This window comes from Streptomyces sp. NPDC003379 (assembly GCF_053589195.1).
The window spans coordinates 1-13,606 of record NZ_JBSFRK010000096.1 but is presented as its reverse complement, the minus strand read 5'-3'; the positions used below and the strand labels follow the sequence as shown (position 1 = coordinate 13,606).

The 13,606-nt window shown below is 72.3% G+C and carries 14 protein-coding genes and 1 riboswitch; of the genes, 7 read left to right on the top strand and 7 right to left on the bottom strand.

Features of this window, described 5'->3' with window-relative positions; genetic code table 11:
• Positions 1–443: 443 nt before the first annotated feature.
• Positions 444–1,943, top strand: a complete 1,500-nt coding sequence (locus ACWDVB_RS39545; protein WP_451518280.1) for a phytoene desaturase family protein — start codon at positions 444–446, stop codon at positions 1,941–1,943.
• 31 nt (positions 1,944–1,974) lie between these two features.
• Here ACWDVB_RS39545 and ACWDVB_RS39540 read toward each other — a convergent pair whose 3' ends face one another.
• The 5 genes from ACWDVB_RS39540 to ACWDVB_RS39520 form a co-directional block, all read right to left on the bottom strand.
• A complete protein-coding gene (locus ACWDVB_RS39540) occupies positions 1,975–2,841 on the bottom strand; it encodes a hypothetical protein (protein ID WP_451518279.1) in 867 nt (288 codons plus the stop codon).
• Positions 2,842–2,893: 52 nt separating this feature from the next.
• Positions 2,894–3,811 (bottom strand): methylenetetrahydrofolate reductase [NAD(P)H], encoded by a 918-nt coding sequence (metF, locus tag ACWDVB_RS39535; protein WP_451518278.1) that lies wholly within the window; start codon positions 3,809–3,811, stop codon positions 2,894–2,896.
• Positions 3,812–3,980: 169 nt separating this feature from the next.
• On the bottom strand, positions 3,981–4,634 hold the full coding sequence (gene thiE, locus ACWDVB_RS39530; RefSeq protein ID WP_451518277.1) for a thiamine phosphate synthase: 654 nt from the start codon (positions 4,632–4,634) through the stop codon (positions 3,981–3,983).
• Between the two features lie 94 nt (positions 4,635–4,728).
• Positions 4,729–5,094 (bottom strand): Rv2175c family DNA-binding protein, encoded by a 366-nt coding sequence (locus ACWDVB_RS39525; RefSeq protein WP_451518276.1) that lies wholly within the window; start codon positions 5,092–5,094, stop codon positions 4,729–4,731.
• 49 nt (positions 5,095–5,143) lie between these two features.
• The gene (locus ACWDVB_RS39520; RefSeq protein ID WP_451518275.1) at positions 5,144–6,379 is read right to left on the bottom strand and encodes an NAD(P)/FAD-dependent oxidoreductase; all 1,236 of its coding nucleotides are present in this window, start codon (positions 6,377–6,379) and stop codon (positions 5,144–5,146) included.
• Between the two features lie 130 nt (positions 6,380–6,509).
• A riboswitch (TPP riboswitch) is annotated at positions 6,510–6,623 on the top strand.
• Between ACWDVB_RS39520 and thiO the strand changes: the two genes are divergently transcribed.
• The 5 genes from thiO to ACWDVB_RS39495 all read left to right on the top strand — a co-directional run bounded on the left by thiO (position 6,621) and on the right by ACWDVB_RS39495 (position 11,927).
• Positions 6,621–7,841: a glycine oxidase ThiO gene (thiO, locus tag ACWDVB_RS39515; protein WP_451518274.1), complete on the top strand. Its 1,221-nt coding sequence runs from the start codon at positions 6,621–6,623 to the stop codon at positions 7,839–7,841. It overlaps the preceding riboswitch by 3 nt.
• On the top strand, positions 7,838–8,050 hold the full coding sequence (gene thiS / locus ACWDVB_RS39510) for a sulfur carrier protein ThiS (RefSeq protein WP_451518273.1): 213 nt from the start codon (positions 7,838–7,840) through the stop codon (positions 8,048–8,050). The genes thiO and thiS overlap by 4 nt, the downstream gene beginning before the upstream one ends.
• Before the next feature lie 7 nt (positions 8,051–8,057).
• Entirely contained in the window at positions 8,058–8,852 is a 795-nt protein-coding gene (locus ACWDVB_RS39505; protein WP_451518272.1) for a thiazole synthase, read from the top strand.
• 102 nt (positions 8,853–8,954) lie between these two features.
• Positions 8,955–10,922 carry a Stk1 family PASTA domain-containing Ser/Thr kinase gene (gene pknB / locus ACWDVB_RS39500; protein ID WP_451518271.1) on the top strand — a complete coding sequence of 656 codons (1,968 nt, stop codon included), beginning with the start codon at positions 8,955–8,957 and terminating at the stop codon, positions 10,920–10,922.
• Between the two features lie 60 nt (positions 10,923–10,982).
• A complete protein-coding gene (locus ACWDVB_RS39495) occupies positions 10,983–11,927 on the top strand; it encodes a deoxyribonuclease IV (protein ID WP_451518270.1) in 945 nt (314 codons plus the stop codon).
• Here the strand turns inward: ACWDVB_RS39495 and ACWDVB_RS39490 are convergent.
• Positions 11,924–12,556, bottom strand: coding sequence for a sulfite oxidase-like oxidoreductase (locus ACWDVB_RS39490; protein WP_451518269.1), 633 nt, complete (start codon positions 12,554–12,556; stop codon positions 11,924–11,926). The genes ACWDVB_RS39495 and ACWDVB_RS39490 overlap by 4 nt on opposite strands.
• Positions 12,557–12,720: 164 nt before the next feature.
• On the opposite strand from ACWDVB_RS39490, the gene bfr reads away from it, so the two are divergent.
• Positions 12,721–13,200, top strand: coding sequence for a bacterioferritin (gene bfr, locus ACWDVB_RS39485; RefSeq protein WP_451518268.1), 480 nt, complete (start codon positions 12,721–12,723; stop codon positions 13,198–13,200).
• 44 nt (positions 13,201–13,244) lie between these two features.
• Here the strand turns inward: bfr and ACWDVB_RS39480 are convergent, their stop codons facing one another.
• A complete protein-coding gene (locus ACWDVB_RS39480) occupies positions 13,245–13,496 on the bottom strand; it encodes a (2Fe-2S)-binding protein (protein ID WP_451518267.1) in 252 nt (83 codons plus the stop codon).
• Between the last annotated feature and the right edge of the window lie 110 nt (positions 13,497–13,606).

The window sequence follows — 13,606 nt, the reverse complement described above, 5'->3', positions numbered from 1 at the left end:
CGTGGCGGGCGCCCGCTGACCCCGCATTTCCCGGGCCAACGCCCCTCCCTGCCACAGCCGGTGACAGAACAGTCCCCGCCCGCGGTGGCCGCGCACCCGAACCCCCGTTCGCCCCCCGTGCGGTCGTCCCCCGTGTCTCCCCCGTACCTCCTTCCACCTCACGGCGGAAGGAGCGGCCAAGGGCGCGGCACCGTTTCCGCCGCCCCGTGTCGGCGGTACCGGCGCCGCGCCCCTCTCCGTGCCCCTCACTCTTCCGTCTTCCCTGGTGGGGGCCCATCCGCGCGCGTACTCATCTCACTGACTAAGTACGGATACTCAGGCATGCGCGCTCATCCCCAGGCCGCCCCGTTCTGAAGTGGTTACGGCACATGAGCACGGGCCGCCGCCGCCCTGAGGACAGGGCCGCGGGGTGCCTGTCAGTGGCGGGCGATAAAGTCCCTGGCATGGCACGGATTGTGGTGATCGGCGCCGGGATGGGCGCGATGACGGCCGCCGCCCGGCTGGCCGTCGCGGGCCACCGGGTGGTGGTGTACGAACGCGGGCGGACGTACGGCGGTGCGCTCGGCCGCGTCGAGCGGGACGGCTTCGCCTTCGACACCGGACCGGGGCTGCTCCAGCTCCCCGCGGTCTATCGCGACGTCTTCGTCAAGACCGGCAAGCAGCCCTTGGAGGAGTGCGTCGAGCTCTCCCAGGTCGAGCCGGCCGTGCGCCATGTCTTCGCGGACGGCACCACGACGGACCTGCCGAACGCCTCGCGCGCGGGCGTCGGCGAGGCCCTGGACGCGTCCCTCGGTGACGGCGCCGGGGACCGCTGGGCGGCGTTCATGAACCGCGCCAGAGAGGCCTGGGACCGCACTCGTCGGCCTCTCCTGGAGGAGCCTCTCTTCCCGAACTGGCAGGTGCTGGGCGCCCGCGAGCCGTACCCCGCGGTGCCCCACAAGCGGCTGCTGCGCCGTGAGCGCCGCGCGGCCACGCTCAGTGAGATCGGCGAGCTGGAGCTGGGGGGCGATGCCCGTCTGGTCGCGCTCCTGGAGCAGTTCGCCCTCGCGCAGGGCCTCGACCCGCGGACGACCCCGGCGAGCGCGGCCGTCCTGCCGTACCTGGAGCAGACCTTCGGCATCTGGTCGGTGCGGGGCGGTCTGCGCGCGTTGGCCACGGCGGTGTACGAGCGGTGCCTCGCCCGCCGGGTCGAGTTCGTGTTCGACGCGACGGTCGTCCGGATCGTCGAGAAGGACGGCCGGGCCGCGGGCGTGGAGCTCGCCGACGGCACGACGGCCGACGCGGACTTCGTGGTCGCCGGTGCGGCACCCGCCGCCCTGGACAAGATGCTGTCCGGTGTGAACATACGAGCGGAGGGTGACGTCCCGGCACGCTCCGGGATGCTCAGCCGCCTGACGGTCCTGCTGGCCCTGTCCGGCGCCCGCCCCGAGGGCGTCCCGCACCGGACGGTGCTGCACTCCGCCGACCGTCAGGACGAGCTGGACCGCCTCTTCGGAGAGCGGCCCGGACTCCCCGCCTCCCCCACCGTCACGGTGCTGCGCCCCGACGACCCGGACCTCACGCCCGACGGCGCGCACGAGGCGGTGACGCTCACGGTGACGGTGCCCGCACGCCTGGAGGTCGCGTCGGCCGACGTGGAGCGGGTGATCTCCCGTGCGGAGTCCGTGATCCCCGGGCTGCGCGAGCGCCTCCTGTGGCACGAGGCGCGCACCCCGGCCGACATCGCGGAGGCCACCGGTGCCGAGGGCGGCGCGGTCCCGCCCCCGACGCTCGCCGCGGGCGACGGAAAGCTGCTGCACCCGTCGAACAGCACCCGCCTGCCGGGTCTCTTCACGGTCGGCGGCTGGTCGCACCCCGGCGGTGGCCTGCCCCACGCGGGCATGTCGGGCGCGCTGGTCGCGGGGCTGATCGTCGAGGGCCCGGAGTTCCGCGGCTCGCAGTGACGCGGAGGGGCACAGTGCCTCCGCCAGAGCGTCAGTAGCGGTACTGCTGCTCGTTGTGGCCCGGATTGTGGCCCTGGTTGTGCCCGGGGTCGTCGAAGCCCCCGGCGTGCCCGCCCTGGTACGGATACGGCTGCTCCGGCGGGAGTTCACCGCCGTACGGCTCGTCGGTGGTGCGCTGCTGGGGCACCCAGACTCCGCCGGGCGGGGTGTCGTTGTAGACCTCGCCGAGCCCGCCGTAGGTGTCGCCGCCGTACGGGGCGTACTGCTGCTGGTCGCCGTAGCTTTCGTAGCTCTGCCCGGCGCCGTAGGTCTGGGTGCCGACGTACGGGTCGGAGTACGCGGCGTACTGCTGGTGCCCGGTCTCGTCGTAACCGTAGCTCTGCTGGTCGTAGCCGGTGTAGGCCGCGGCGTCATAGCCCTGCGCGTCGCCCTGGTGGGCCTCGCCCGCGGCGGGCGGGGCGTACGGCGCGTCGCTGTAGACGCCGTACTGCCCGGTGTCGTCGGGCAGCGGCTGAGGCTCGTAGACCCCCGGGCCGTGGGCGGGCGGCGGCGGGACCTGCTCGTACTCCAGGTCGGAGACTTTGAGCGTCGGTTCCGGCGCGGGCGCCTGGGACGGCTTCCTGCGGCGCTTGCTCAGACCCGGCTGCCCGCCGAGCGCCCAGCCGGTGGAGAAGCCCCGGCGGAACGACAGCGTCACGTACGTCTGACCCGTGGCGAAGGCGATGGCCCCGATCCCGATGACCCAGACCGACGGCATCAGCACACCGACGACGACCCCCAGGAAGCCCACGAACGCCAGCAGACGCCAGCGCAGCCTGGCCTTGTACTGCAACAGCACCTCGCCGAGCAGCCACAGCGCGACGAATCCGAACGCGATGTAGAGGACCGTCCAGCCCATGTACGCCCCACTCCCCTACGGCCGCCGCCCGTGGGTACGGGGGTACTGCCGTTCAGGCCTGCTGGTGCAGGCCGAGATTTTCGTAGATTTCCAGCGTCGCCGTGGAGTTGTTGAGCGTGATGAAGTGCAATCCCGGCACGCCTTCGGCCAGCAATCGCGCGCAGAACTCCGTCGCGAACTCGATGCCAATGGAGCGTACAGCGGCGGAATCGTCTTTGACCGCGAGGATCCTCTCTTTCAGCTCGGCCGGGAACACGGCGTTGCTGAGCTGCGGCAGCCGGTCGAGCTGGCGGACGTTGGTGACCGGCATCATCTCGGGGATGATCGGCGTCCGGCAGCCCGCCGCCTCGACGCGGTCGCGCAGCCGCAGGTACTCCTCCGGGTCGAAGAACATCTGCGTGATCGCGTAGTCCGCGCCGGCCCGGCACTTGTCGATGAAGTGCCGGGTGTCGGACTCCCAGTCGGGCGAGCGCGGGTGCATCGCGGGGAAGGCGGCGACGCCCACGCAGAAGTCGCCGGACTCCTTGATGAGCTCGACCAGCTCGGCGGCGTAGGTGAGGCCCTGCGGGTGCGCGATCCAGTCGCCGAGCGGGTCGCCGGGCGGGTCGCCGCGGACCGCGAGCATGTTGCGGATGCCGGCGTCCGCGTACTGCCCGATGATGTTGCGCAGTTCGGCCACGGAGTGGTCGACCGCGGTCAGGTGCGCGACGGGTGTCAGCGTGGTGTCGGCGACGATCTGCTGGGTCTCCTTGACCGTGCCGGTGCGCGTCGAACCGCCCGCTCCATAGGTCACGGAGACGAAGTCCGGGGCGACCGCCTCGACCCGGCGCAGCGCGTTCCAGAGGTTGCGCTCCCCCTTCGGGGTTTTCGGCGCGGAGAACTCGAACGAGAACGTCGTCTTACCGGTCGCGAGCATGTCGCGCACCGTGCGCGCACGGTCAGTCCTGGTCGAAGCTGTGCCTAGGGCCATACGGGCAGGTTAGCCAGGCTGGGACGGTCCCCCAACCGGGCCTGCGAGTTTCACCGCATTTGCCGGGTTCTTGTCCACGGACCGGACACGGACCGGACACGGACCGGACACGGACCGGGCACGGACCGGGCATGGCCAGGACACCGCGCGGACATCGCTGAACCGCTGCTCAGTCGGCCGTACGCAGCCGCTTCGCGAACTCCGCGGCGGCGGCGCCCGGGTCGTCGGCCTCGCTGATCGCCCGTACGACGACGACGCGGCGCGCGCCCGCTTCGAGCACCTCGTCGAGGTTGCCCGCGTCGATGCCGCCGATGGCGAACCAGGGGCGGTCCGTGCCGAGGGAGGCCGTGTAGCGGACCAGGTCGAGGCCCGGGGCGTGGCGGCCCGGCTTGGTGGGCGTGGGCCAGCAGGGGCCCGTGCAGAAGTAGTCCACGCCGTCCTGGACGGCGGCCGCCGCGGCCTCGGACTCGGCGTGCGTGGAGCGGCCGACGAGCACGTCGGCGCCGAGGACGGCGCGGGCCGCGGGGACCGGCAGATCGCCCTGGCCGAGGTGCAGCACGTCGGCGCCGATGGCGTGCGCGACGTCCGCGCGGTCGTTCACCGCGAGGAGCCTGCCGTGCCGCCGGGCCGCGTCGGCGAAGACCTGGAGGTGCTCCAGCTCCTCGCCGGCCTCCATGCCCTTGTCGCGCAGCTGCACGATGTCGACGCCGCCCGCGAGGACGGCGTCGAGGAATTCGGGGAGGTCTCCCTGGCGCTTGCGGGCGTCCACGCACAGATAGAGCCGGGCGTCGGCGAGCTGGGCGCGCGGATGGTCGGCGGCCATGGAGAAGTCCCCCCGGTGTCGATGGGCGTGCGGGCCGCGCGTCACGCGGCCCGCAGCCCGAACGGTGTGGTGCGGTCAGACGACGGGCGCCTGCTCAGACGGCGAGCGCCTGGGCGCGGCGCTTCACCTCCGTGCCGCGATTCTCGCTCAGTGCCTGCGCGGGCGTGCCGGGCAGGGTCGGGTCGGGGGTGAAGAGCCACTCGAGCATCTCTTCGTCGGAGAAGCCGTCGTCCCTCAGGAGCGTCAGAGTGCCTGCCAGGCCCTTGACGACCTTGTCGTCGTCGATGAAGGCGGCCGGCACCTGAAGCGTCCGGTTCTCACCACGGCGTACGGCAATCAGCTGGCCTTCCTTGACCAGCTGGCGCACACGCGTCACCTCGACGCCGAGCATTTCGGCGATGTCGGGGAGGTGGAGCCAGGCGGGGACGAGAGCGTCGGTCTTTGCGTCAATCTCGGTCACGGCCCAAGGGTAACTCCGGGCGCCCCCGCAAGGGGCGCGGGGAACTGCGCTACAGCGCGGCCTTCTTCAAAGGCACCGAGGGGTCCGCCGTCAGGGCCGGGTCCAGGTGGGTGCCCGACTCGATCAGTCTGCGGCCCTGGGCCAGGTCCCGGGGGCGGCCCACCGCGAGGACCGCCGCCAGGGCGCCGGCCCTGAGCCAGCAGGCCGACCAGGCCACGCCCGTGGGGTCGCCGCGCCAGACCAGTTCGTCGGAGTCCGTGTGGTGGCCCGCGTACTGCACGAAGCGGCCGAACTGTTCCGACCAGAAGTACGGCACCGGGTCGTACGGCGCGGGGGTCTCGCCGATGATGTCCGCCGCCACCGTGCGCGGGCCCTGGAGGGCGTTGTCCCAGTGGTGGACGAGCAGGCGCTCGCCGTACCTGCCCGAAGGGAAGGAGGCGCAGTCGCCGACCGCGTACACGTCGGGCACCGAGGCGCGCAGGTGGTCGTCGGCAGCGACCTCCCGGTGGGCGCCGAGCTCGATGCCCGAGCCGGTCAGCCAGTCCGTCGCGGGCCGCGCACCGATGCCGACGACGACGGCGTCCGCGGGCAGCCGGGTCCCGTCGGAGAGGATCACGGCGCCGGGCTCGACGCGCTCCACGCGCGCGTGGGTGCGCAGGGCGGCTCCGGAGTCCGCGTACCAGCCCGCCATGGGGGCGGCGACCTCCTCGGGCAGTGCCCCGGCCAGCGGCCGGCCCGCGGCCTCGACCACGGTGACGGCGCAGCCCGCCTCGCGCGCGGCCGTGGCGAACTCGGCGCCGATCCAGCCCGCCCCCACGACCACGATGTCGTGCTGCTCGGCGAGGACCGGCCGCAGCCGCTCGGCGTCGTCCAGGGTGCGCAGGAGGTGGACCCCGGGGACGCCTTCGGTGCCCGGAAGCCGGATCGGTTCGGCGCCGGTCGCCAGGACCAGGACGTCGTACGCGACCGGGCCCTCGACGGTGTCCAGTTCGTGGTCGGCGGGCCGCACCCCGGTGACCTCGCGGCCCAGGCTCAGCCCGATGTCGAGCGCCTCGAAGTCGATGTCGAAGGCGGAGCCCTCGGCCTTGCCGAGCAGTACCGCCTTGGACAGCGGCGGTCTGTCGTACGGCTGGTGCGGTTCCGCCCCGATGAGGGTGACCGGGCCGGTGAACCCCTGCTCGCGCAGGGCCACGGCGGTCTGCACCCCGGCCATCCCGGCGCCGACGACGACGACGTGCCGCTCCGCCCGCTCCTGCTGCTCGCTCTGCCTCTGCTGCTCGCTCACCCGATCACTGTAGGGCGGCGGGCCGGGGCGCCCTCAGAGGCCGGTGAGGAGATCTCTGACACACCGTCACCGTCCGTACCCGGGCAGCTCCCCTACTGCCGCGCGGGGCGACGGGCTAGGGTGGCCGGTGCAGAGCACTCGCGGGAGCCCGGACGCACCGGGCTGAGAGGGAGGCTGGGACGGCCTCCGACCGTACGAACCTGATCCGGGTCATGCCGGCGAAGGGAGGGGCTGGACGCCCATGCAGCCATGTACACCACCGGCGGAATCGAAGACTCAGACTCCGACGGACGTCCTCGTCGTGGGGGGCGGCATCATCGGCCTGGTCACGGCCTGGCGGACCGCGCAGCGCGGGCTCTCCGTCACCGTCGTGGACCCCGAGCCCGGCGGCGGCGCCGCGCAGGTCGCGGCCGGCATGCTGGCCGCCGTCACCGAACTGCACCACGGCGAGCAGACCCTGCTCGGGATCAACCTCGCGTCCGCGCGGCGCTACCCCGACTTCGCCGCCGAACTGACCGAGGCGAGCGGCCAGGACCTCGGCTACCGCGCGTGCGGCACGCTCGCCGTCGCCCTCGACTCCGACGACCGCGCCCACCTGCGCGAACTCCACGCCCTCCAGCGCCGCTCCGGCCTGGAGTCGGAGTGGCTGAGCGGCCGCGAGTGCCGCCGCCTGGAGCCGATGCTCGCGCCGGGCGTGCGCGGCGGGCTGCGGGTCGACGGCGACCACCAGGTCGACCCGCGCAGGCTCGCGGCGGCGCTCCTGACCGCCTGCGAGCGGGCGGGCGTGACCCTGCACCGCACCTGGGCCGAGCGGCTCTCCGTCGTACGCGACCGGGCCCGGGGAGCGGTCCTCGCGGACGGCACCGAGCTGCACGCGGGCCAGGTCGTGCTGGCGGCGGGCAGCCTCAGCGGGCGCCTCGCGGGCGTCCCCGACGACGTCCTGCCGCCCGTACGGCCGGTGAAGGGTCAGGTGCTTCGGCTGACGGTCCCGAAGCCGTACGCGCCGTTCCTGAGCCGCACCGTGCGCGCGGTCGTGCGCGGCAGCCACGTCTACCTCGTGCCGCGCGAGAACGGCGAGCTGGTCGTCGGCGCCACCAGCGAGGAGCTCGGCTGGGACACCACGGTCACCGCGGGCGGCGTCTACGAACTTCTGCGGGACGCCCACGAACTCGTACCCGGCATCACGGAACTGCCGCTGACCGAGACCCGCGCGGGCCTGCGCCCCGGCTCCCCGGACAACGCGCCGCTGCTCGGCCCGACGCGGCTGCCCGGACTCCAGCTGGCCACCGGGCACTACCGCAACGGCGTCCTGCTGACGCCCCTGACGGGCGACGTCATGGCGCACTCCCTGACCACCGGTGAACTCCCGGACGAGGCGCTGCCGTTCACGCCTCACCGCTTCACCAAGCCGTCCTTCGTACCGCCACCCCCTACGCAGTCGTTCACGGAGCAACCCGCATGAGTACGCCCTTGTCTGTTTCCGTCAATGGAGAGGTACGCGATGTGGCCCCGGGCACCACGCTCGACGCCCTCGTCGCCGGCCTCACCGCGGCCCCGTCCGGTGTCGCCGCCGCACTCAACGAAACCGTCGTCCCGCGCGCGCGGTGGGCCGACACCGCGCTGGCCGCCGGCGACCGCGTCGAAGTACTCACCGCCGTCCAGGGAGGCTGATCCGACCATGGCAGACGACCCCTTCGTCCTCGGCGGGCTCACCCTGTCCTCGCGCCTGATCATGGGCACGGGCGGGGCGCCCAGCCTCGACGTCCTGGAGCGGTCCCTGATCGCGTCCGGCACCGAGCTGACCACGGTCGCGATGCGCCGCCTCGACCCGGGCGTGCGGGGCTCGGTGCTCTCCGTCCTCGACCGGCTCGGCATCCGTGTCCTGCCGAACACGGCGGGCTGTTTCACCGCGGGCGAGGCGGTCCTCACCGCCCGCCTCGCGCGCGAGGCGCTCGGCACGGACCTGGTGAAGCTGGAGGTGATCGCGGACGAGCGCACGCTGCTCCCCGATCCGATCGAGCTCCTGGACGCCGCGGAGATCCTGGTCGACGACGGCTTCACGGTCCTTCCGTACACGAATGACGACCCGGTGCTCGCGCGGAAGCTGGAGGACGTGGGGTGCGCGGCGATCATGCCGCTCGGCTCGCCCATCGGCTCGGGGCTCGGCATCCGCAACCCGCACAACTTCCAGCTGATCGTCGAGCACGCGCGCGTGCCGGTGATCCTCGACGCGGGCGCGGGCACGGCGTCCGACGCGGTGCTCGCGATGGAGCTGGGGTGCGCGGGTGTGATGCTCGCCTCGGCGGTCACGCGGGCGCAGGAGCCGGTCCTGATGGCGGAGGCCATGCGGCACGGCGTCGAGGCGGGGCGCCTCGCGCACCGGGCCGGGCGCATCCCGCGGCGGCACTTCGCGGAGGCTTCTTCTCCCGCGGAGGGCTTGGCGCGGCTGGATCCGGAGCGGCCTGCCTTCTGAGCGGCCCCGGGGACCCGCGGCCTGTTACAGCTCGGCTGCAGTACCGCCCTGAATACGCCCGCGCGGGACGGGCTGTCGGTGCCGGCTCGTAGACTCCCCTGCGTGGACACGACCCTTCAGGACCCCCTCGTCGGGCAGCTGCTCGACAGCCGTTACCGGATCGAGGGGCGCATCGCGGTCGGCGGGATGGCCACGGTCTACCGGGCCGTGGACACCCGCCTCGACCGCGTGCTCGCGCTCAAGGTGATGCACCCCACGCTGGCGGCCGACGCCTCCTTCGTGGACCGCTTCATCCGCGAGGCCAAGTCGGTCGCCCGCCTCTCGCACCCGAACGTGGTCGGTGTCTTCGACCAGGGCGCCGACGGTGGTTACGTCTATCTGGCGATGGAGTACATCGCGGGCTGCACGCTGCGCGACGTCCTGCGCGAGCGCGGCGCCCTGCAGCCGCGGGCCGCGCTCGACATCCTGGAGCCGGTCCTCGCCGCGCTCGGCGCCGCGCACCGCGCCGGGTTCGTGCACCGCGACATGAAGCCCGAGAACGTCCTCATAGGGGACGACGGCCGGGTCAAGGTCGCCGACTTCGGGCTCGTACGCGCGGTGGACACCGTCACGAACACCACCGGCACCGTCCTCGGGACCGTCTCCTATCTCGCCCCGGAGCAGATCGAGCACGGCACGGCGGACACCCGCGTGGACGTGTACGCGTGCGGGGTCGTGCTCTACGAAATGCTGACCGGCGCCAAGCCGCACTCCGGGGACTCCCCGGCCCAGGTGCTCTACCAGCATCTCAACGAGGACGTGCCGCCCCCGTCGGCGGCCGTCCCGGGGCTCGCCTTCCAGCTCGACGAGCTGGTCGCCTCCGCCACGGCCCGCACCCCGGACGTGCGTCCGTACGACGCGGTGGCGCTCCTCGCCCTCCTCAGGGAGGCGCGGGCCGCCCTCAGCGAGGAGCAGCTCGACGCGGTGCCGCCGCAGGCTCGCGCGGCGGGGCACGACAACGCCGAGGACCGCACCAGCGTGATCCCGCGCGCGGCGCGCTCCGTGCAGCTGCCGCTCCCGGCCGAGGGCGGAGAGGGCGAGCAGGGGCGCCAGGACCGGCAGGATCCGCTCAACCGCACCAGCGTCCTGACGACACCGCCGCCAGCGCCCCCCGCCCCCGCGCGGTCCGGCCGCCGACGGCTGGACCCGCGCCGCCGCACGATCGCGGTGGTCGCCGCGGTGCTGCTGGCCCTCGGTCTGGGCGCCGGCGTCTGGTACATCAACTCCGGGCAGTTCACGGAGGTCCCGCCGCTCCTGGCGAAGACCGAGGCGCAGGCGAAGCAGCGCCTCGAAGAGGCCGGGCTCGAAGTGAAGGACGTCGAGCGCGCGTACAGCGACACCGACAAGCGCGGCACGGTCATGGACACCGACCCCGCGGTCGGCGACCGCATCCGGCAGAACGGCCAGGTGACGCTGACCGTCTCGCGGGGCCCGGAGACCGTGAAGGTGCCGAACGTGAAGGACATCCCGCTGGCCTCGGCGAAGAAGGAGCTGAAGAACTCCGGCCTCGCCCCGGGCATGGTCACCAATGCCTTCAGCAGCACCATCGAGAAGGGCTCCGTGATCAGCACGGACCCGCGCGCCGGCTTCACCCGCAAGGCGGATTCCGCCGTCGCCCTGGTCGTCAGCAAGGGCCGCGAGATCAAGACCCCCGACGTGACGGGCGACTCCGAGGCGGACGCCACCGCCGAGCTGGAGGACGCCGGGCTCAAGGTGGAGATCGCCACGGCCCGGGTCTACTCCGACGAGGACAAGGGCGACGTCGCCAAGCAGTCCCCCGGCGAAGGCAAGTCGCTCGCCGAGGGCGACACGGTCGAGCTGACGATCTCCAAGGGCCAGCCGATGGTCGAGGTCCCGGACGTGACCGGGATGAAGGTCGACGACGCCGTGGGCGAGCTGGAGGCGGCGGGCTTCGAGGTGGAGAAGGACCGCGGTCTGTTCGGCCTCTTCGGGGACACGGTGAAGGACCAGTCGGTGGACGGCGGTGACGAGGCCCGCAAGGGCTCGACGATCACCATCGAGATTCGCTGAACCCTGGCTTCCGCAGGCCCGGGGCAATGACCGGGCAATGACCAATCACACCCCGCACCGATGCCCGCGCGCCCCCGCGCGCATGCCACCCTTGACGGCGTGAGCAGCAACAAGTCCTCCCGTACGGCGTCCCCGGGTGCCGCGTCCCGCAACCCCGTCGGCGGCCATGTCCCCGTCGCCGGCGGCCTCGCCTCCGTAGGACTCTCGTACGCCCGTGACGTCCGTGCCGAGGCCGTCCAGGTCTTCGTCGCCAATCCGCGCGGCTGGGCGACCCCGCCCGGCAACCCGAAGCAGGACGAGGAGTTCCGCGCGGCCTGCGCCGCCGAAGGCGTCCCGGCGTACGTCCACGCGCCCTACCTCATCAACTTCGGCTCGCACACCGAGGCGACCGCCGAGAAGTCCGTGGAGTCCCTGCGGCACTCGCTGCGCCGGGGCCGCGAGATCGGCGCGCTCGGCGTCGTCGTGCACACCGGCTCCGCGACCGGCGGCCGGGACCGGGAGGTCGCCCTGAAGCAGGTGCGCGAGCTCGCGCTGCCGCTGCTCGACGAGCTGACGCACGACGACGACCCGTTCCTGCTCCTGGAGTCGACGGCCGGCCAGGGCGCCTCGCTCTGCTCCCGCACCTGGGACTTCGGACCGTACTTCGAGGCGCTGGACTCCCACCCCAAGCTGGGCGTGTGCCTGGACACCTGCCACATCTTCGCCGCGGGCCACGACCTGACGGGGCCGAGCGGCATGAAGCAGACCCTGGACCTCCTCGTGGACACGGTCGGCGAGGGCCGTCTGAAGCTCGTGCACGCCAACGACTCCAAGGACGTCGTCGGCGCCCACAAGGACCGTCACGAGAACATCGGCACCGGCCACATCGGCGAGGACCCGTTCCGCGAGCTGATGCTCCACCCCGCCACCGAGGGCGTACCGCTGATCATCGAGACGCCCGGCGGCAAGGAGGGGCACGCGGCGGACGTGGCGCGGCTCAAGGGGCTCCGGAGCACCCCGGCCTAGAGTTCGGGGCCGTCCCCGGGCTCCTCCTGGTAGGAGTAGCGCTGCTCCCGCCAGGGGTCGCCGACGTTGTGATAGCCGCGCTCCTCCCAGAAGCCTCGGCGGTCGGCGGTCATGTACTCGATGCCGCGGACCCACTTGGGGCCCTTCCAGGCGTACAGATGGGGCACCACGAGCCGCAGCGGGAAACCGTGCTCCGCGGTGAGCAGTTCACCGCCCTTGTGGGTGGCGAAGATCGTGCCGTCGGAGGCGAAGTCCGCCATCCGCAGGTTGGAGCTGAAGCCGTACTCGGCCCAGACCATGACGTGGGTGGCGTCGGCCGCGGGCGGGGCGAGCTCCAGGAGCGTGCGGGCCGGCACGCCGCCCCACTCGGCGCCCAGCATGCTGTACTTCGTGACGCAGTGCAGGTCGGCGACGACCGTCGCGTACGGCAGGGCCGAGAAGTCCTCGTGGGTCCAGCAGTGCTTCTCGCCGTCCGCGGTGGCCCCGAAGACCCTGAACTCCCAGCGCTCCGGGCGGAACTTCGGCACCGGACCGTAGTGCGTGACCGGCCAGCCGCGCTGCAGCCGCTGACCCGGCGGAAGCTCCGGCTCCGCTGCCTGTCGAGATGCGCGTTCCGCCGGCTGACCCATGACTCCATCCTGACAGACCGGGGACAGTGGGCGTGACCAGACGAAGCCGGACAGATGCGGATTCGGGCAACTCCTACTAAGCGTGCACTTACTGGACGGCTTCCGAACACCGGTGCAAAGATGCGCGCTACCTGCCCAGTCACCGTGTGGAAGGAGCCTCTGCGATGCAGGGCGACCCCGAGGTCATCGAATTTCTCAATGAGCAGCTGACCGCCGAGCTGACGGCGATCAACCAGTACTTTCTCCACGCCAAGATGCAGGAGAACTTCGGCTGGACCAAGCTCGCCAAGTACACCCGGTCCGAGTCGTTCGACGAGATGAAGCACGCGGAGGTGCTGACCGACCGGATCCTGTTCCTCGACGGCCTGCCCAACTACCAGCGGCTCTTCCACGTCCGGGTGGGCCAGACGGTCACCGAGATGTTCCACGCGGACCGGCAGGTCGAGGCGGAGGCGATCGACCGCCTCAAGCGCGGGATCGAGGTGATGCGGGCCAAGGGCGACATCACGTCCGCCAACATCTTCGAGTCGATCCTCGCGGACGAGGAGCACCACATCGACTATCTCGACACCCAGCTGGAGCTGGTGGAGAAGCTGGGCGAACCGCTCTACCTCGCGCAGCTCATCGAGCAGCCGGAGAGCTAGGGCCTTGAGCTGGAGCCTGGAGCCAGAGCCCTGGAGCCACAGGACTAAGCGGCCTCGTCCAGGGCCGAGAGCACCGGCTCCCCCTGATCGACCAGCTCGCGGCGCGGGCACGCGCCCCGTCCGAGCAGCGCCTGGATGCGTCGTACGCACGAACCACAGTCCGTGCCCGCCTTGCAGGCCGACGCTATCTGGCGGGGGGTGCAGGCGCCGTCCGCCGCGTGCTTCTTCACCTGAGCCTCGGTGACCCCGAAGCAGTTGCAGACGTACACGCGGTTCACCTCCCGGACAGGACTCATCGGTAGCGCCGTCCCGATTGATCGGTGAGGCTAACCTAACCTTACCCACGAGCCCTGGCACACAAAAGCCCCGATACGCCGGTGGGGCGCGGATCACATGGATCCGCGCC

Excerpts from the sequence above, each read along its gene's own strand:
- ACWDVB_RS39540 (WP_451518279.1), bottom strand. The coding sequence starts at position 2,841 with ATGGGCTGGACGGTCCTCTACATCGCGTTCGGATTCGTCGCGCTGTGG.
- ACWDVB_RS39480 (WP_451518267.1), bottom strand. The coding sequence starts at position 13,496 with ATGAGTCCTGTCCGGGAGGTGAACCGCGTGTACGTCTGCAACTGCTTC.
- bfr (WP_451518268.1), top strand. The coding sequence starts at position 12,721 with ATGCAGGGCGACCCCGAGGTCATCGAATTTCTCAATGAGCAGCTGACC.
- ACWDVB_RS39505 (WP_451518272.1), top strand. The coding sequence starts at position 8,058 with ATGGCAGACGACCCCTTCGTCCTCGGCGGGCTCACCCTGTCCTCGCGC.
- metF (WP_451518278.1), bottom strand. The coding sequence starts at position 3,811 with ATGGCCCTAGGCACAGCTTCGACCAGGACTGACCGTGCGCGCACGGTG.
- ACWDVB_RS39545 (WP_451518280.1), top strand. The coding sequence starts at position 444 with ATGGCACGGATTGTGGTGATCGGCGCCGGGATGGGCGCGATGACGGCC.
- thiS (WP_451518273.1), top strand. The coding sequence starts at position 7,838 with ATGAGTACGCCCTTGTCTGTTTCCGTCAATGGAGAGGTACGCGATGTG.
- thiO (WP_451518274.1), top strand. The coding sequence starts at position 6,621 with ATGCAGCCATGTACACCACCGGCGGAATCGAAGACTCAGACTCCGACG.
- thiE (WP_451518277.1), bottom strand. The coding sequence starts at position 4,634 with ATGGCCGCCGACCATCCGCGCGCCCAGCTCGCCGACGCCCGGCTCTAT.
- ACWDVB_RS39490 (WP_451518269.1), bottom strand. The coding sequence starts at position 12,556 with ATGGGTCAGCCGGCGGAACGCGCATCTCGACAGGCAGCGGAGCCGGAG.
- ACWDVB_RS39495 (WP_451518270.1), top strand. The coding sequence starts at position 10,983 with ATGCCCGCGCGCCCCCGCGCGCATGCCACCCTTGACGGCGTGAGCAGC.